Consider the following 19,052-nt stretch of genomic DNA (forward strand, 5'->3'; position numbering starts at 1 on the left):
CTAAAGGTCTAACCCGCTTTTTTGCAGTTTCTTAAACGGGTCTAAGATGTAATCAATCAAACGACGCTGACGGACAATCACCTCAGCAGTGGCTGTCTGTCCAGGAGTTAATGCGATACGTTTGTCGCCGTTCTGGATATATGCCTGATTCAAAGCGATTTCTAACTCAAAACTTTCTATGTTGCCTTGAGGTGTTTGAGTAACTTTAGAGTCTGGAGAAATCCTATTCACTTTTCCAGCCACAATGCCATACTCCTGGAAAGGATAGGCATCAAACTTGACTTTGACCGGCATACCCACTTTTAAGAAGCCGCTTTCCTGATTAGGCATACTAGCCTTGAGTACTAAGCCAGCACCTTGAGGTGCAATTTGGGCAACTCTCTGACCAGGTTGTAGGACGGCTCCTGGTTTGGTTATGGGCAACTCAAAAATGACACCGTTAACAGGCGATCGCACGACTCGTTGTCTTAACTGAATCTTTAAGGATGTGATCTGGCTTCCAGTCTGAGCAATTTCCGATTGCAGTTCTTTGATTTGTGTTTGCAGTTCTTTGAGTTGTTCGTCAGCTTTGAGTTGTGCGAGTTGACCTGTGTGAATCAGGCTTTGATAGTTACGTTGTTCTTCTTGTAAGCGCAGTTCAGCTTGCTGGATTTCTGAGTTAGCCTGATGAATCGTCTTCTGGTAAGTGCTTTGTTGCTCTTTAAGCCTCGACTCAGCTTGAGAAATATCAGACTGAGCTTGTACAAGGCGTTCAGAGTCTTCTTTTGCCGACTGTTGGACTTCCTTGAAGCGGTCAAGTGACATGATACCGTCTTCATAAGCCTGTTGATAACGTGGAACTTTTTCTTGAGAAGCTTGCAGACGAACGGATGCTAACGAATGAGCAGCCTTGCTAGACTCAAGGGCTTGCTGCATCTGGTTAACTTTAGCCAGTTTTTCCTCTTTGTTTAAGTTATAGACAGCTTTAAGAGCATCCAGATTCTGTCGCGCCTGCTGTACTTGAGACTGTTTTGCCAATTGTTGAGCTTGGTTTTGTTGCTGCTGAGTACTCAGACCAAGCGTCAATTGATTTTTAAGTACCTCTAAGGACTCGCGCCGATTCTGTAGCCCGTCGAGCTTTGTCATAATTTGGTTGAGTTCAGTTCTTAAGACATCTGACTCTAATTCCAGCAGAAGCTGACCTGCCTTTACGGTTTCGCCTTCTTTGACCCTAACAACAGTGACGCCCCCGCCCACTGGACTATCTAATTTTTGAGTAGCACCTTTCGGTTCAATACGCCCTTTAGCGCTCCCTGTCTCATCAACTTTGGAGAGCATTGTCCAAGGTAAGACAATCCCTGCAAAGGCCACCAACACGTAGAGCAAAGAGCGCGTCCAGACTTTCGGTAAAGCATCTAGCAGTTCTTCGGTACCAAAAAACCAATCTTTTTCCTCACTTGTCGCGTTGATCGCTTTGTCAGTATTTTCCGTAATTATAGTGTCATCTTTATTTAGATACTCATCCGGCTCGCTTCTGGCAAGCGCAGATTGTGAATGACGAGATGGCTGTGGCATAGTATCACCTGAAATCGAGAGGTGGAGGGAGTAGGGGAAGATAAGGGGACAAGGGACAAACTTGTAACCTGTACCCTATAACCGACTCCCAACTCAACCAGCTTGGGGAAGTTGTTGCTGGTTGAGGTAGTAGTAATGTCCTTTTTTGGCAATTAATTCGTCGTGTGTTCCGCTTTCTATCAAGACACCTCGGTCTAACACCAGAATCAAGTCGGCATTCCGCACGGTGGAAAGGCGATGGGCAATAATTAGACTGGTGCGTCCTTTGAGAATGGTTTTCAGATTGTTTTGAATAATACGTTCTGATTCAGCATCCAGGTTGCTGGTAGCTTCATCAAATATTAAAAATCGGGGATTCCCTAGCAATGCGCGAGCGATCGCCAGACGTTGGCGTTGTCCGCCAGAAAGCATTCCACCACCTTCACCAATTTCGGTTTCGTAACCCATTGGCAGTTGCTGAATAAATTCATCTGCCCCAGCCATACGTGCTGCCTCGATAATCTGTTCTAGTGAGGCTTCTGGATGAGCGATGCTGATGTTTTCTCGAATCGTACCGCCAAACAGGAAAGTGTCTTGGTCTACCACACCAACTTGTTGTCGGAGTGATTTTAGGGACACACCGGTCACATCATGACCATCGATTAAGAGTTTGCCCTCTGTCGGGGGATATAAACCCAAAATTAACTTTGACAAAGTCGTCTTTCCAGAACCGCTGCGCCCGACCACTGCGACTGTTTGTTCGGGCTGGATTTCAAAGCTGAGATTTTCCAGGACGTTATTCTCGCTTTCTGGGTGATAGCGGAAAGTCAGATTCTCAAAGCGAATTCTCCCTTGAAGGCGACGTAGAGGCTTGCGGGGTTTATTTTGCAAGTCTTCTTCTGGTTCTGCGTCTAGGACATCGTTAATCCGTTCGACAGAAATGACGATTTCTTGGAATTGATTCCAGACCACCGAGAGTCGCTTGAAGGGCTGAGCACATTGCCCAATAACATATTAAAAGCCACAAGTTGTCCGATGGTCAGTTCATTATGAATGACCAACCATGCTCCGTACCACAGTAATCCTGTATTGATTAAAGTTTCAATACTTGCACTGATAATTTGCAGGCGGTTGGCAATAACTTGAGCCGTAAAACTTTTTTTGATTAATTTGTTTAAAAGTTCCTCCCAACGCCAGCGTACTGTTTGTTCAATCGCCATTGAGCGTACAGAGCGAATACCTGTCAGGGATTGAATGAGATAGCTGTTTTCTTCAGCACCAGCATTAAAAATTTCTCTGGAGATGCGACGTAAGATACTTGTGGAAAACAGTGCGAGCAAGAAAAATGGTGGCACAATCATCAAGCCCAGTAATGCCATGCGCCAGTTGTACCAGAACATCAATCCTACATAAACCACCACTGTTAGCAAATCCAGAATGACTGACAGTGTCTCGCCAGTCAGGAAGCGCTGTACTTTCTGGTTTTCTTGGATACGAGAGACAATATCGCCGACGTAGCGGGACTCGAAGAACGATAAGGGTAAGCGCAAGGTATGTTTGATAAAACCCACTAGCAGTGCAACACTGACACGGTTAGCAGTGTGAGCCAAAAGATATTGCCGCACCCCATTGACAGCAATACTGAACAAGCCAAAAATGAGCAACCCCAAAGCGACAGCGTTTAATGTGGGTACTGCCTTGCACTATGACTCGGTCTAACAGCAACTGAGTAAAGAGTGGCGTGACTAGTCCAAAAACCTGAATCAGTACCGAAGCAATAAATACTTCCAGCAGTACCTTGGAGTGAGGTTTGACTATCTCAAAAAACTGCCAAAATGATGCACTTGCTTCTTCAGCCTCTTTAAGTAAGGCTGTGGGTTGCAACAGCAATGCATATCCAGTCCACTTAGCATTGAACTGAGCATGGGTTAGGCTCAGTTGACCGATCGCGGGATCACAGACAATCACCCTCTTAGGCGTGATTTCATAGACGACAATGTAGTGTTTGCCTTCCCAGTGGGCGATCGCTGGTAAAGGTTGTTGAGCAAATTTGTCAAGACTGGCTTTGACTGGACGGGTAGCAAAGCCCATGCTTTCGGCAGCAGCGGCTAAAGCACGCAGTGATGCACCAGAGCGGTTAACGTTGGTTAACTCCCGCAGTCGATTGACACTCAAGCGCTTGCCCCAGTAGCGTGCAATCATCACCAAACAGGCAGCACCACAGTCAGCGGCGCTTTGTTGTGCCATGAAGGGATAACTCTTACTCCACTGTCCCCACAGTTGCGCCACTTTTACCTTCGGGCTGGGAAAGTAGGGACGTGATTTTTTTGGCTTTTGTGTTGACGTCGAGGAGCGTTGGGGAAAGGGTATGACGTTTCCAGAACTGGCTATTCTTTCTGGTTTTGACTTACTAGGACGTGGCTTTTGGTCTTTAATGACGGGTGGACGTTCTTGGGGATCAACGAATTGTGCCAATTGCTGCCAGTGTTCACTAGCTGTCTGCCATTGAGAATCCTGGAGAATGTAGGCGATCGTTGGTTGTGTCGCTTGCCAAATACCCTGTTGTGGGTGGGCAACAATTTTCCCCGGTGTCAGGTGACCCTGAGTATGCCGCAGTTCCCCTTTGTGCAGCAGCCATAGTTTGCCATCTGGTGGTGCGGATATTTCCTCATTGGTGTCCAGGGTGTGCTGTTCAAATAGCGATAAGGCTTTGAGTATCCCTGGTACATCCGATGGCTGGCACTCGGCTTGTGAGTTTTGGCGATATATCATCAGCAAATCCCACAATTGTGCTTTTTTCCACAAATAAGTGCGGATATTGGGATATTTCTCCATCAATCCTTGCAGTATCTCTTGTTTGAGATAGCAAAGCTTGACGTTACTTGATGCTTTGGCGGCGTATGGCACAAAGTCTTGTTGTGCAAACAGTGTTGCTTCCCCAAACGAGGAGCCAGAACCGAGAGTTGTGATTAAGTTCTCCGCACTATCCAACAATCTGACTTGGCCAGAAACAATCACATATATTCCGGGACTATCACCTGAAACCCAGAACTGCTTTGTGGGTGCTGGCTCCACGATTTGTGCTTGTGTAAACCACTCAGCCAGTTCCTGTTGTGATGTCTCACCCAAAGCTGTGGTGAGTTGTTGATATAGCTGCTGTTGCGAAATCACGGATGGCATTACCTTTCCTCCACCGAAACAATTCGTCTTTGGTCTGAACTTGATGTGATGACCAATGGAAATTAGTTTTCGGTTGCATTACCAGTTGCGGATAGTAATGCTCGCGTCCGTAACAACCGCCCCAAAAGCTTGCTGCTGACGAAGTTGCGGCTTTATAAATGCTTGTGTTTGACCTGATCGGTATGACATAATTGTTACCAGTCGCCGTTATATACGAATTGTGGTCATATGAGTCCGCTACAGCTGTCGCAAGTTCCGGAGCAGAGGATTGACAGCTGTATATTTAATTAGCCCTGGGAAGCTAATTAAGTGAGTATATGATGTGCTGCTAACCCTGGAAGTCGCCCTCCTAGTTTTATGGGGTTTAGGGGGGTTATTCCTGGGTTGAGCGACTTCTTGGTTCCCTTATCTGAGCAAGTTTATGGGGTAAACCTGAATCAATACGGTCGTCCAAGAGTTGCAGACACATCAAATTATTTTTTGTTTCTCTCATAAATCAAGAAGCTGTACATACGCATCGGCTAGCAAAAATCCGCAAAATCTTGTTAGCGAACGAATTATGCATCTTTGAGTAGATAGGCGAAAAAGCATGGTGGCTGTGTCCCTGATAAACAACAGTATCTTGCTAATTACTAGTTATATATTATACATGCTATTTACATTCCCACTGGTATTGCAGATAGGAAGTATGAAATAGGGTGGTTCTGATTTGAACCCTTATTGATTTATCGGAGGTTGGCTAGGGATTTTACGCAGCTTCTCAAGAAATTTATATTTCTTTACATCCTTTTCCGATTCAGCAACGCCCTCCTAGTAGTTTCAAGAGGTTACTTCAAGTCTGCTGCAAAAAAATCACTGTATCGTAACCTCTATCAAAATTTGATAGAGACCTAAGAACTCATGGGGAAATAGCGGCGTCGAGTCACGAATTCTGAGGGTTTGACTGAACTCTGTCGAAAGGATTACCAGCTAATCTCAAAATGATTGAACTAATTAACCCTTTTAAAAAAAGTTTAAATCCTGCTTTAAGGCTGGATTGTTAAAAGTCAGTTAACACAGGCTAGATCACTACGTATACCTGTTAACTAGCTACAGCTAGTTCTTTTTATTAATCCAGGAGATTGCTATATGAGTAAAGTTTCCTAAGATACCACTCCAATATTTAATGTCACATGATCCTCTTATAGAGTACCAAATCCATTAAGTAGTAAATTCTCATACCTTTTGTCAAGGCTTTTTAATAAAATATTCATTTTTTCCTCATTTTTCATGAAAACTTTACAATAAGTTTATTGAGAAAATAAATTTTATTTAATTTATGTTGAAAGCCTAGTTAGAAAAAATATAAATCATATATATATGTTTTTTATATGTATTAAGTTTTTTTTATGTGAAAGCGATAAGTCAAGTGAACACTACTGTACATAAATCTGTAAAGAAGAAAAAAAATTACCACCAATTTGAGTCGGTGATATATAAGTATATTTTATATATAAATTGAAGTATGAATTAATGTTAAAAATGTATTCGTGCTGACAGCGTGAGTATCTGCCCAAAAAAGTAATATGCTCCTAAGCGAGTTACCTTGTTTACCTAAAACTAGTGTTAGGAGAAAACGAATACTTCCATTGGGTGCTTTTTTACGATGGACACAAGTCGAAGTCGGGCGTTAGGGCAACATAATATCATCCGGGAATGCATTAAAATTTGTTAACGAAGCTATAGTTGCTTGAAGAAGTACGAATCAATCTACTTCTAGGCAAAGCATTTGCTTAAGGAGGTATAGAAAAGCTATCATTGCTCTATCCTTTGTTAAGAGAGAAGCATATGGTCTAGCTCAGTAGCTAGCCAGTGTTTAAACATCCTATTCAAAATTTCTTCATAACTTTGAGCTGTTAACTCTGCTGGGATAAACTCTTCAACCATCAAAAGATGAAAACCTTGCTCGGTTTTAAGAGGACCCATCAACTGATTTTGTGGTGTACTAAAGACAACAGCAGCTATCTTAGGCTCTAACACCCAACGATAGATTTTTCCTTCGTAACCACACTTGTGTCTGCGATCGCTATCAATATCATGAAGGTGAGCAGCATCATAAAAACTGATTTCACCTTCCTCAATTTGATAATAAAGTTCTTGAGCAAGTTTTTCATTGGCAACAACAATTTGATACAAAATAACTTGCTCAAATTCCAAACGATTTTGGGCAAAAAACTTTTCTACATCTTGAGCAAACAGCACCTCAGCTAACTTTTGTGCCAGCAGATGATTCTGAACTCCCACTTCCCAGTCGTGCGGAGTAATAAACTGCTCTGCCAACCATAAGAGCGTATCCGTAGCCTTTTCCAAACCCCTTTCGCGACGCTGGCGGTTAGCTTCAGCCTCAATTTCTTCTGCTGTTACAGTTATTCCTCTTTCCCTTGCAGTCTGACTTATCACTCTTTGATACAAAATTCTCTCGCATACTTCCTTATAACTCATTTCACTTTTAAGGAAGCTGATAATTTCTTCAGTTTCAATAACTATTTTTGAAAAATCCTTCATTGGAAGTTATGGACGTCTACACTGTCTCTCAATCCAACTTATAAAAAGTTCAATACTTATACCCTTTCTCTATGAAGTTGAGCTTAATTCAACTGAACTGTAGTCCCGAAGGCGGAGGGGGAATTATTAAGCGCATTGTTACAGATGATTGGTATTATACCATCACTCTTAACATCAGGTTGATTATCATTTCAGTAGTTTTTAAAACAAAAACTGGAAGCCTATTTGTTGTTTTAGCTTCCAGTGATTTCTGCATAAATTGCAACTTTACTAAGCACTCATCATCCTATTTTGGGAGGACTAGGATGACAACCATTAAGAGAGAAGCTGCATAGCTATAAGTATTACCAGCCAAGATAACAGTTTAGCGTTGCTTTTTCATTTTCCACACTGAAAGTTCTGGAGAGCGTTGCTGCAACCTACACCGATTAGATAGCAGCCGTGGAAGTTTGGATTGGGGGAACAGACCGCTCCAATTTCTCTTTGCTCAGACTTTCAGGGAAAAAAACCACCATAAGCAACGTTGGGTCTGTCAGTCTATCTGTAGGAGTTTTGTACTCTAGTGGGTACTGACTGCTTCAGCAAGCATCCCAATATGTTTTACACTCAAAAATAATTATTTATAGTCATTTCTTCTCTCCTTTAGAATGAACTTTAATCATCATTTTTTGATGTTATTAATAATTTATACAAAATTGTTAGTATAAAATTGCCATTTTGGCAGGTTTTAAAGAAAAAATAAAAAAAAATCTAAAAAATAAAAAATTGCCATGCTGTAGGTATGAAATCAGCATGGCAGGCACTAAGCAACAAAATCAACTGTCTATCAGTATCTATTGACTCCAAGGAGTTTGTAATGAAATTCACAGAATTTTAAGGAAAAATATTGATTTTTTCTGGAGCCATTTCAGGATTGGTAGATTCATATTCGTGAACTTGTGTTGTTAACCACTGTTCCAAATTCCCACCACGAATTTCTGTTTTTTTCTTGCCAACTACCTCAAGATAAGCTAAATCTTTAATTTTACTCAGGCACCTTGCTGGTGTCACATGGCTTTCAGACCTTTTGTCGGAGGGTAGCTTAGCAATTTTGATATTGTCGTTTTGCTGTTGATTTGACCTGCTAACGTGGGTATTCTCTTTGAGCAGCCGATTGTAGGTGCGGTAGGGAATGTAATGTAGAGGATTGTAGCCAGCAAAACGTAGCATGAGAACACAAGCCCAGGAATACTTACCAGCAAGAATTGCTTCAACGACTTGGTCAAATTGTTCGGAAGGAAGTTTTTTATCTAGGTTTCTAGTACCCGAAATCTGTTGATTCATAGTGTTCATATTCTGGTGGTGAATGAGTTTATGAGTTTTTTAGGTTGTTTGTAGCCCAATTGACCGTATATCAATTGTTCTCTGTATACAAAGTGTGGAAATTGCTTCAAGGAAAATTTCACCGATTCGACGGTGGGGAACTATTTTGCAGTGGCTGTTTGATCTGCTTTTAATTTGATGATTTTTCTCTTATTTGTGATATTTTTACCAACCAATCCAACTTTAAATCGATGTATCTGGCCCAATGTCTTAAGGGGTTTAGCAGTTGGAAAAATAGATACGGCTGTTTTTGAACTCGTACTGAAATCCCGCTTTACAGATGTATGGAGATGAGTTGACACTTTTTGAGCTTGCAAGTGAGTCATTCCCTTCGCCAATTGCTGAATTTGCCTTGGCTTTAGTCGTTCTGATGGCTGTACTGGCATTTTTGCGTGTGGTTCGAGCGTGTCTAATGCTCCTAAACCAGCTTGTTTTTCTTGAGCCTTAAGTGAGGCGCTCCTTTGAGCCAGCATCCGAGTCCGAGCCATCAAATCTTTGATTTGCTTGAACTGCATTTGGTCAGTTGCTAAATATTGCGTTTGCACTTCAACTTCTGTACCCAAGAGTGCGCTGTCTAATTCTGCGACGACTTCACTCATTTTCAACTGTTGAGCGTCTTCTACCCCAGTATTAACGACTTTGCCCAAATGTTGTAGCTGAAGTTTCTCAAGCTCGCTTAATGCTACAAATTTGCCTCGAACTTGATTGACCTGTTCAATCTTTCCTGTCCACGCCCAAACGACTACAACCGTAAAAAAGCTATGCTCTTGGGCGTGACTAGATGAGCAAGGGTTAAAGGTAGTTGCTCGAGCAACGCCTGTAAGGATGTAGACCAATACCCTGTATTCTTAGAGGCTGTTTCAGGGTTTGTAACTGTGGGGGTATGTGTATCTGTAGATGCTTTTGGTAAACCAGCTTTTATTGAAGCTACATGACTTTCGTAGATGAAAGCCTTTTCAGAAACCAAATCACAGTAGGAATACAAGTTCTGAAAATTCATCGCTGAATTCTCTGCTTGGCTTGAGGTTTCGATTGCATTTAACCTGATGATACTGTTCATGCTCCGTCCTGATGATCCCAAACCTGACTTTCTATTCAAGTCTTTTTGCTGCTAAGCCGGAATGATGTTATCTCGCTATGAAATGCAGCAGTTCATTTGTAAAAAAGCAATGTATACAGACGGACACGATACAAGTGAGGATAATGAGTCTTAGGAGTTTTCTTTGAATACCGCTCAGTTGCTGGTGACTAATCGTCTGTAACTTTTGCTCAGCGTTGCCACAGGCCTAAATTTACTTTCTCTGTGTCATATGTCTGAAATGAAAAAGTCTTTGCCTGGCTTTGAGTAGATGCTTTTGTGTTTGATTCAAATTTCACTTACTCCTAATTTAATGTCTTTTTTTTTGGTAGATTTATATTCCAAATTTATACCAAATAATTAGGAGCTATTAAGTAAAATCGCATACTTTTTAGGGTTGTAGAGAAAAATTGCTCATCCCTAATCGTTATTAACCACATTCGTATTTATACTATTTTTTTTGGTAAATGTCATCTACTTAATTTGGATTTTTTCAAGGAATTTTACTGAAGTGTTTTTATATTTACTTAAGTATTATCCCGTTTACGTTTTGTCCCTTACTTGTTAAATATTGAGGGGTTACACCCCTCATCCATAATTGCTCTAGAGGTTTTATATTCCCAAGGCATATGGATTTTTTTACTGTTACTTAATATCCTACTACTTTAAAAATATATCAGCAGAAGTAGCATTTAGACAATCATTACTAAAGTCAAATCATAATAATCCTTTTTACAATTTCCGGAAAATGTCTTCTTTTCGTTATATGAGTTAATCTGCACACCAAGTAAGGCTTTGCTTTTCGTATGTGATTGCAAATTTACAATGAATCTGTTATGGATTTGGCAGAAGAATCAATTCATTCAATACTGGTATGAGGTTGTTTCATGACCTTGATGTGGTATAATTTCAAAGATTTTCCAAGTATGGTGTCTTGGATATTACAAAACACTTGTTCAGGGTTTTTAACAAAGCAAAAGTAGCAGGTTGCAACTGTGCATAATTATTTACTTTATTAGGAGAAAAAAGAAAGATTGCCCAGGATGTTCCTAACTAGATTTAGTAAATATTTGCGCCTCCGCTCAAATCTAACTGACACAGAGCAGTAGAGGTATAAGGGGTATAAGGGTGTCGGGTATGAGCCTCTACACCCTTATGCTCTGTGTTCTCGAGTACTGTGGAATATTGCAACTTTGTATAAGGTCAGGACTTACGCATGCATTATGAAGAAACGAAGTGCGTAGACACGAAGTGGTGTGTCGTTGGGCGTTGCAAGAGCGTGTGCGTAAGCGCAAAGCGCAGGGTCCGCCAACAAAGCAGCGTGTCCGTGCCTCCCTTAGGAGGAGCAACGCTTACGGCGATCGCGAGTGCGTGCGTGCGCTCAGCCGTGCCGCACCGCGAGGGACTCAGCACTCAGCGCGATCGCGATCGCGTAGGCTAGGATCCAAAGGACACGTTCACGCGTAGCGTCTGCGACAGGAGAAGAGAAGAAATAGGAGTTTCACCAGAGTTTTTGCGCAAGTCCTAAAGGTTATAGATGCAATTGCTGCTGGATCAAGTAGTTATAAAGACCGCCAATCGTCATTAATTCTTGGTGGGTACCATGCTCTACGAGGCTACCTTGGTCTAAAACAAGAATGCAGTCAGCATGGCGAACAGTAGAAAGATGATGGGCAATGATAAAGGTGGTGCGAGCTTCACTAGGAGCAGCAACACTGACGCGACTAAACCGAGCTATGTTTTCTAGAAATTGAGGCTCAGATTCTGTATCTAGTGAACTGGTGGCTTCATCCAAAATCAAAATTCGTGGGTTTCTCAGAAGGACACGAGCAATTGCTATTCTTTGTCGCTGTCCACTCGAAAGCGTTATTCCCCCTTTTCCGATTCGGGTGTTGTACTCCAGAGGTAGCGATTGGATAAAGGTGTGTGCTTCTGCTAGTTGGGCAGCGGCTATAACTTGCTCTAGGGTATATTCCGAGCTATAAAGCGTGATGTTTTCTAAAATAGTTCCGGAAAACAAAAAACACTCTTGTGGTACCACGCCCAACTGACTTCGTAATGATTGAGGTGAAATATGAGCAATATCATGTCCATCAATCAAAATACGTCCGGTGTTGGGACGATATAAACCAGCAAGCAAGTTCACTAGAGTGCTTTTCTCTGAACCGCTAGAACCGACAATACCAATGGTTTGCCCTGCTTTGATTCTGAAGGAAACATTTTGCAGGGTGTTGCGTTGTTCATATTGACTAAAACGGAAAGTGACATTTTCAATACAAACATCACCGCGAATTCGGGGTAACACCAGTAGTGGTTTTTGAGGATTTTCTTCTGGCTGGGCAGTTAAGACATCGTTGAGTCGTTCCATAGAGATGAGCACTTCTTGGAACTCATCCCACAACCCTAGCAACCCTAAAACAGGGTTGATTGCACTGCCGATAAGCATATGAAAAGCGACAAATTGACCAACCGACATCTGTTGGTGAATTACCAAGGTTGTTCCATACCACAGCACTGCTGTGTTCCTAAAGTGATTGATTACGCTCTTTGTCAGTTGGAACTTATGAGCCAGTTTTTGAGAGTGAAACCGCGCTTCCAGCATATCCGTGAAGCGCTGCTCCCAATACCAACGCAATCCTTGCTCAGATCCTGCTGTTTTGATTGTGGAAATACCAGTTACTATTTCAACCAATGAAGAGTTTTGTGCTGCTGATTTCTTATAGGTTTCCCGCGAGGCTGTTTTGAGAGATGGACTGACTCCCAAAGTCAAAACTACGATGGGTACAAGCAACACCAACACCAACAGAGTGAGTTGCAAGTTGTAATAAGCCATCAATCCCAGGTAGACAAGGGCGATCGCACCATCCAACACAGTAGTGATAGTTTGACGAGTAAGAAATAGTTGGATTTTTCGGTTTTCCTGAACGCGGGTGATAATATCCTCTACTTGACGGGATGCAAAAAAGTGCAACGGTAATCGCAGCGTGTGACTCATAAAACTACCCATCAATGTTGTGTCGATGCGGTTGGAAAAGTAGTTCAGTAAGTATTGACGTACTGTTGTTAAGGCAATACGCCAGATACCAAAGATGAAGAAGCTAACAGCAAGGACATTGAGAGTCGCTAGGCTTTTTTGTGGCATGACTTGGTCGAGAAGCACCTGAGCATATATAGGTGTTGCCAAGCCAAATACCTGCAGCAGCACTGAGGCGAGAATGATTTGCCCCAGTAAAATACGGTGTTGCCAAAAAAGCTGCCAAAAACCCAAAAGGGAAATTTTTTCGTCTTTGAACGCCTTGAAGCGTTCGGTAGGGGATAAGCAAAGAGCATATTGTGTCCAATTCTCTTCAAACTCTTGGCGAGTGAGCGATCGCTTCCCAATAGCCGGATCACAAATCAACACGCGATCGCCTTTGACTTGCCAAACGACAACATAGTGAATTCCTTGCCAATGAGCAATCCAGGGACGCTTTTGCAACTCCAACGCATTCAAAGAACCCCGCACTGGTAGTGCTTGATATCCCAAATTTTGGGCTGCATCTGCTAAGTCTGAAAGCGATGCACCGAGACGGTCTGTCTGAGCTAAATTCCGCAACGTGTTCAGACTAAAACGTTTACCCCAGTAGCGGCTAATCATCGCCAAACACGCCGCGCCACAATCTGATGAACTCTGTTGTTGGATGAAGGGTATTCCTCGCCATAACCGCGTTATTGAGGGGTGGGGAGGAATTCCTTCTTGAGAAAAGTGAATATCTGCTATGGTTTCAGCAGCTTTTGAACTCTCTAACTCTGGGTTGAGCGCAGGTGGGACTGTGGGTAGAGATTTTTCAATTTTGTTCGCGTAGCGTGTCCGCAGGACATATTTTGAATTTTGAATTTTGAATTGATCCGTCCCCTTATCCTCTTCCTCGCACTGAGTAGGAGATAACTCCGGGGCGATTGCAAAGGTGCCACTGCCGGAGGCAATCGCCCCGAAAGACTCCCAATGTTCTACGCTTAGCTGGTAGACTTGCAAGTCCGTTTCAGCGCTCCAAGCTGGTAACAGCGTCTGAGGATATCCCCAGCTATTTCCTAAGCGTGGTGGCTTTTCTGCTTCTTGGCTACAGATTTTTCCACTCATCAGCCAAAAGCGCCCTTCTTTAGGGGGAGTCACTTCGCTCAAAGATGAGCCAGCATCTATCTTTTTTTGTACTAAGTAAGGTAGGAATTGCCGCAGAGCATAACTTTTTTGCCAGGATAACTCAGTGCAAGTTTTAAAGAAAATTAACGCTTGACGCTCAAAAACGACTTGCTGTAAATGGTTTTGCAAATTAGGTATTCGCTCTAGCCAAGACACGAGGTTAGAAATGGTAACTTGCGCCACACAACCATCACTAGCTGCAATTGCCCGATATGGTAAAGGTTGATTGCAGAATAAATGGTCTGCTCCAAAAGTTTGCTGAGCTAAAAGCAACTGAGTTGATACTTCTTTTCCAACGGTTGCGTCAAACCCAAGCAGTCGCACTCGACCTTGACAAACTAAGTAAAGAACATTGTTCGTGTCTTGGCTTTTTCTACCTGGATTGTAGGTAGTTAAATCGTCACCTAGCTGAAACTCACGCACAACCCAAACTTTACTAAAATCTGATACTAGACTCGTATCCTCGACAACTAGCCTCAAAAAGTTGAGGATACTAGGGCTTGCTGTGGGACAGTGCTGTTTACTTGTGGAATTCTGCTCTGTCTGAGCTCTTAACGACGAAAAAGAGTTCATCGTTTATCAGTGGGTTTACAAAAATTTTGAATTGAAATAAACTGGTTTCTTGGATTGTCAATAGTGAACATTTCTTTTTTTTGAATTACTAGTTGTTTGTGTGTCTAAAACTAGCAGTATTTAGATTGTTCAACAAAAAATTCCTTACCCTGAGTTTTAGAAACTCAGGGCTTTTCGATATATTCTATGATTAGTCTCAAATATTATTTCTGTAGTTAGCCGCTCAAGTCCGGAAAATCGACGAAAGAAATATTATATGACAGATAAAAACGACTTGAGCTATTAGGTGCAGAATCTTAATTTTACATAACAGATAACGAACAGTTGTAAGTTACGTTTGGAGTTTATCGATTATCCGATGCGTGTTGGCACTCGGGGAGTCGGGGAAGATGACTCATCACTCATCACCAAATAAATTGCCCAAATTGCCATAGCCCGGAGGTAAGTACTGGCGCGGAAAGTCCCCACAGCAGTGATGGCTTCAGGTGTGCGGAATTGTAGCCCATTGTCATAAACTTGCTGGACTACAGCATCTGCCATTCTAAAAGCCTCATCCTTCATTCCCATTTGGATAAGAAAAGCAGCTAAGCCAAAATTTATCCCTGTCCAAATTTCCAAAGGATGAGTTGCGTTGGGGTTTTCGGGTGAACCGTCAGGACGAACACCGTTAGCCGCACCAAACTTGCCATTGTAAAACTTGAGGAAGCAAGCATCGTAAATTGTTTTTAAGGCAGAGAGGGCGCACTCAACAGGTACAATATCTGGCAAGCCCAACAGACGAGCATAAAATTGCCCACATAGTTGGTCTGCCATCACCACATCAGATCCACTCTGACTGTCCAACCGATAGTATTGCCCATTCCAGAGTTTTTCTTGGTAAATAGGGCGAGACTGTGCAAGCCAAGTTTCATAGATGGATTTTTGAACCGCCAAGCCTGCCCTCGAGCGTTCGCGTAGCGTGTCCGAAGGACTCAGCGAAGGGACGCCAAGATCGCCAAGAAGAACCTTGCTGTTTTGGTGGTTATTTAGTAAAACATTACAAATCGCGATCGCCGCCTCCAACGCCGCTAACCACAACCCACCACAATATGCACTGACTCCCAGCAAGCGCCAGTCGTCAAAAGTTTGATCAGGCGCACCAGAATTTTCCGGAATGCCATCCTCATCTTTATCAAACGTCTTGAGGTAGTCTAGAGTTTGCACAATAGCGTTCCAACACTCTGCAAGGAATTCCACATCATCAGCACCTGTTAGCAGAAAGTCTCGGTATACTTGCAACACAAAATCACAACCTAAATCTTTCCACAGGTTGCAATCTTGATAACTTGTATAATTTGTTTTTTCCCAAACGTGTTCGTTGGGTGCGCCTAAGTCGTGAGGCGTTGCACCCGCAGCTTTACGAACTGCCATTGGGCTTTCCGCACTTATCGTGTAATAGTAGCCAATAACACGAGGAGTATCGTCACTCTTAGGTATTGCCCGTGCAAAGGCACGAATCACCGCCTTTTCCAGTTCTGGAAACAGCATCAACAGGGCAAAAGAACCGTAAAGCCGCACATCCAAACTTTCATACCAGCGGTAATCTAAGCACTCTAGTACGGCGAACTGACCAACTGAGTCACGCTTTGTTGCCGCACTCCAGAGAGTTCCACCACTGGTGAGGTCATAAAGCTCATTAAACAAAGCCATTTTGAACCAGTCAGGTAAGTCTTGGCGATCAAGAATCGGCTGTTGCCAAGATTGAATCTGCTGTTGCCAAGTTTGGTATTGAGCTAAAGCAGAGGATGCGATCGCCCAAGCATTCTTACCACTTCGACCAAAAAAGTCGGTATATCTGCGGTAATATGTAATCTGGGATGCAAATTCTGTAACAGGAAAATCCCAAGCAAGCGCAAAGGGGATTTCGAGAGTTTCGCCTGGTTGGAGAGTGAAACGCAGAGCAAGAGCTACCCCTACCTGTTCGCCCTCGCAAGAAGGAGTATCATCGACGTAATTGGGCAAAGAGCCATCTTGGGCAAAGCTTTGCCACAGATCATCACCCGTACCTATAGGATTCCACCGGGTATGGTAAAATAACTCCACTTTGGGATTTTTCCGTGTGGCAATACACCACTGTCCCTCCCCTTCCTGCACTGGTTCAGTGACACCAACCCGACCCAACTCAAAGCCAATAAATTCAGTATTTTCAACTATCAAGTTAAAATTACCTTTGCTTTCGCCTAAGCGCGGTTGGTATTCATAAACTGGACTACCATCATCGCGCAAGCGAACCTCAGGAGATTTTAGAGCATTGGTGAACCAGCCCACCATATTTTCCCAAGTGAGCATGATGCTAAGAGCGATCGGTGCATCAGTAGGGTTGTGTGCAGTCCATACAAACACTGCTACTGGGTAGCTCGTTTCTTGATAATTTCCCGCCCAAATAGGAGAGAACTGCTCGCAGGTTAAGTTTGCTTGAAAGACTCCTTCATAAACAAACCAGCTGCGAGGGTACAGGGCGTGATAAGTTCCCGTCAAAAATTGGGATGATGAAGTGAGGTTTTTCTGCCCACTTCCACTTGCTGGATACCACTGCCATGATGTCAGGCTGCCATCTTCAGGAGGTTGAGTACACAAAGCATATGCTTGCGAGGATGAGCCAAATGATTCAAACACACTGAATTGACAGGCGGGGATGTTTTGGAAAATATGTTCACCGCCATCAATGTGCCACAAATTAAAGTCTCCTCGCGAGGAACGACCAATACAACCTGCACCAAAGCCGCCTAAAGGCATTCCGTGCCAAGGACCATCATCAATATTGCTGGTATAGCGGACTGTGTAGGGTTTGTCCCAGCCTAAACCGATGGGACGACTCCAAGTGCAAGAGGGAATGACGGAAGATGGCAGTTTTGTCATCATTTAATTATACAAGGTTCAGTGTATCCGTTCCTACATTCGTAACTGATACTTAAATTTCTAGATTAATCTTGATCCATGTCAACAATGACTTGTAAATCAGCTTCTGGCATCAATCGCCGTAATATAGCAAGATGACCATCCGCATCGCTGCGACTGCGGAATCGATTAATCACAGTTCGTTCAGTGGGTGAGAACCAACGCACAACAGCCCAAGGTGCAAGTGCAGTACGGTATGTTTTAGTTTGTCGCATTAATCAGAAAACCTCGCTTTTATAACCACCACAGCAGTTGACATTGCAATCAATAGATTGATGTCTGTTTTTTTGATAGATAATAGTCAGCAGATGCTTATGACTAAACATCAGCTTAATGTCTGCGTTCTGCGGTAACAAGACGCAGCGCATTTCCCAAAGCTTCACTCTGCTCGCACACTTCATAGTTGCGTGAGGCAAGCGGTTAAAATATGGCTCTAAGGCAAATATCTATGAGAGGCGTTAGCTGGTAATGCCTGCCTTACGATTATCTTTCAACTCACACGAAGAAGTGTTAATAATTTTGTATGTGAGTACATCATCTGAACACTTCTGTGTTAATATATCTATGATCAATTAACTCAAATCACCAGATAAAAACAGATAAAAACTTTGAGGGGAAAGCCTTGATGTTACTCATGGAGAGTTGAGTCGTCGGTTTCATCCAAGTTTTCATATTGTCGGTGATTGGGAAACTAAGAAGAAAGTCCCGGCACTTTGATCATTCAAGTATGTTTGCTCGTGATCTAAAAATTTCCCTGACAACGCTTAACTTAGCTACTTGAGCTTTTCTTTGTAAATGTTAAAGGCATTTCTTACGAGCCAGTATCAAAGCGACGCTTCATAGCAAACCGCTCTGCTTAGATGTCTGCATCAAACCAAATAGAACCTTAAACCAACCAGAAAGCTACTGAGTGGCTGGCGATATACAACAGATGATTATGTAACCATTTGCAAACACAAACGCTCCGATGAACTTCTTAAATTGATTGTAGACCCAAATTGTTTGTACAAGAGAGAGGGGTTTCAACCCACATTTGTATCTGCAAAAATTCCACAACCAATGCTGAAGCACTTGAATGACCTGTAAAGGTGGCTCGGATAGCTGCTAGATTTTGTTTGACGCTTTGCCAAGCAGACAATATTATTCCCGCTTGCTTTGAGTGCAAACCATGTGGAGTGGAAATTTGCTGATTTTCCAGTCGAGGGGATGATGTTTGCTCTTTGCTAGAAATAGCGCTGACCTTAATTGCAAAACCACAATCCCAGATAGATGCTTTCTTGCTCAAGTGTTGATTAGCTAATGCCAATATCTTTGGGCAGAATCTTCCGCTGCCGCGTTCATCACTGATGCTCACACGATGCTCCCCGATTATCTGAATTCGCTTAACCACATTTACATCCCTAAAAAAGAAGAACAGGAAAAAAGGAAGTTAATCAAAAAACTAACATTCGTACTAGTGAAATTCTGTACTAGTTAAAGCTCTCAAAGAAAGCCCCAGGTGAGAAACCTGGGGAGGATGCAAACCACGAAGGCATAACGATGAGCGCTTTCAGGGCGCGTGCAGTACTAGACCCAGTCGTTAGCTGGGAAGAGGAGGTTTTAGCCTTGTGATGTGTGCTTTTTGGTGCAATAACCTATTAACAGATAACATACTCCTTAGAAAAT

General features: G+C 42.8%; 8 protein-coding genes and 2 pseudogenes. 1 reads left to right on the plus strand and 9 read right to left on the minus strand.

The annotated features are described in order from the left end of the window. From V5G28_RS25860 to V5G28_RS25880, 5 genes and pseudogenes are all read right to left on the minus strand, one after another. The gene (locus V5G28_RS25860) at nucleotides 1-1,554 is read right to left on the minus strand and encodes an HlyD family efflux transporter periplasmic adaptor subunit (protein ID WP_336231339.1); all 1,554 of its coding nucleotides are present in this window, start codon (nucleotides 1,552-1,554) and stop codon (nucleotides 1-3) included. Nucleotides 1,555-1,647: 93 nt separating this feature from the next. Beyond that, nucleotides 1,648-4,713: pseudogene (locus V5G28_RS25865) on the minus strand (peptidase domain-containing ABC transporter). 1,812 nt (nucleotides 4,714-6,525) lie between these two features. Next, nucleotides 6,526-7,257: a peptidylprolyl isomerase gene (locus V5G28_RS25870; protein ID WP_096568160.1), complete on the minus strand. Its 732-nt coding sequence runs from the start codon at nucleotides 7,255-7,257 to the stop codon at nucleotides 6,526-6,528. Nucleotides 7,258-8,083: 826 nt separating this feature from the next. Beyond that, a pseudogene (locus tag V5G28_RS25875) lies at nucleotides 8,084-8,580 on the minus strand (HetP family heterocyst commitment protein). 140 nt (nucleotides 8,581-8,720) lie between these two features. Next, nucleotides 8,721-9,455 (minus strand): hypothetical protein, encoded by a 735-nt coding sequence (locus tag V5G28_RS25880; RefSeq protein ID WP_332995897.1) that lies wholly within the window; start codon nucleotides 9,453-9,455, stop codon nucleotides 8,721-8,723. 1,478 nt (nucleotides 9,456-10,933) lie between these two features. Between V5G28_RS25880 and V5G28_RS25885 the strand changes: the two genes are divergently transcribed. After that, on the plus strand, nucleotides 10,934-11,164 hold the full coding sequence (locus tag V5G28_RS25885; protein WP_332995899.1) for a hypothetical protein: 231 nt from the start codon (nucleotides 10,934-10,936) through the stop codon (nucleotides 11,162-11,164). A gap of 64 nt (nucleotides 11,165-11,228) precedes the next feature. Here the strand turns inward: V5G28_RS25885 and V5G28_RS25890 are convergent, their stop codons facing one another. The 4 genes from V5G28_RS25890 to V5G28_RS25905 all read right to left on the minus strand — a co-directional run bounded on the left by V5G28_RS25890 (nucleotide 11,229) and on the right by V5G28_RS25905 (nucleotide 18,777). Further along, complete coding sequence (locus V5G28_RS25890) at nucleotides 11,229-14,450, minus strand: cysteine peptidase family C39 domain-containing protein (protein WP_332995901.1); 3,222 nt, start codon at nucleotides 14,448-14,450, stop codon at nucleotides 11,229-11,231. Nucleotides 14,451-14,801: 351 nt separating this feature from the next. Then, nucleotides 14,802-17,348: a GH116 family glycosyl hydrolase gene (locus V5G28_RS25895; RefSeq protein ID WP_332995938.1), complete on the minus strand. Its 2,547-nt coding sequence runs from the start codon at nucleotides 17,346-17,348 to the stop codon at nucleotides 14,802-14,804. A 65-nt stretch (nucleotides 17,349-17,413) separates the two neighbouring features. After that, nucleotides 17,414-17,602 (minus strand): hypothetical protein, encoded by a 189-nt coding sequence (locus V5G28_RS25900; RefSeq protein WP_073627266.1) that lies wholly within the window; start codon nucleotides 17,600-17,602, stop codon nucleotides 17,414-17,416. 761 nt (nucleotides 17,603-18,363) lie between these two features. Continuing rightward, nucleotides 18,364-18,777 carry a hypothetical protein gene (locus V5G28_RS25905; protein WP_332995903.1) on the minus strand — a complete coding sequence of 138 codons (414 nt, stop codon included), beginning with the start codon at nucleotides 18,775-18,777 and terminating at the stop codon, nucleotides 18,364-18,366. Between the last annotated feature and the right edge of the window lie 275 nt (nucleotides 18,778-19,052).

It is taken from the genome of Scytonema sp. PRP1 (assembly GCF_036697665.2).
GTDB classification, from domain to species: domain Bacteria; phylum Cyanobacteriota; class Cyanobacteriia; order Cyanobacteriales; family Nostocaceae; genus Kalymmatonema; species Kalymmatonema gypsitolerans.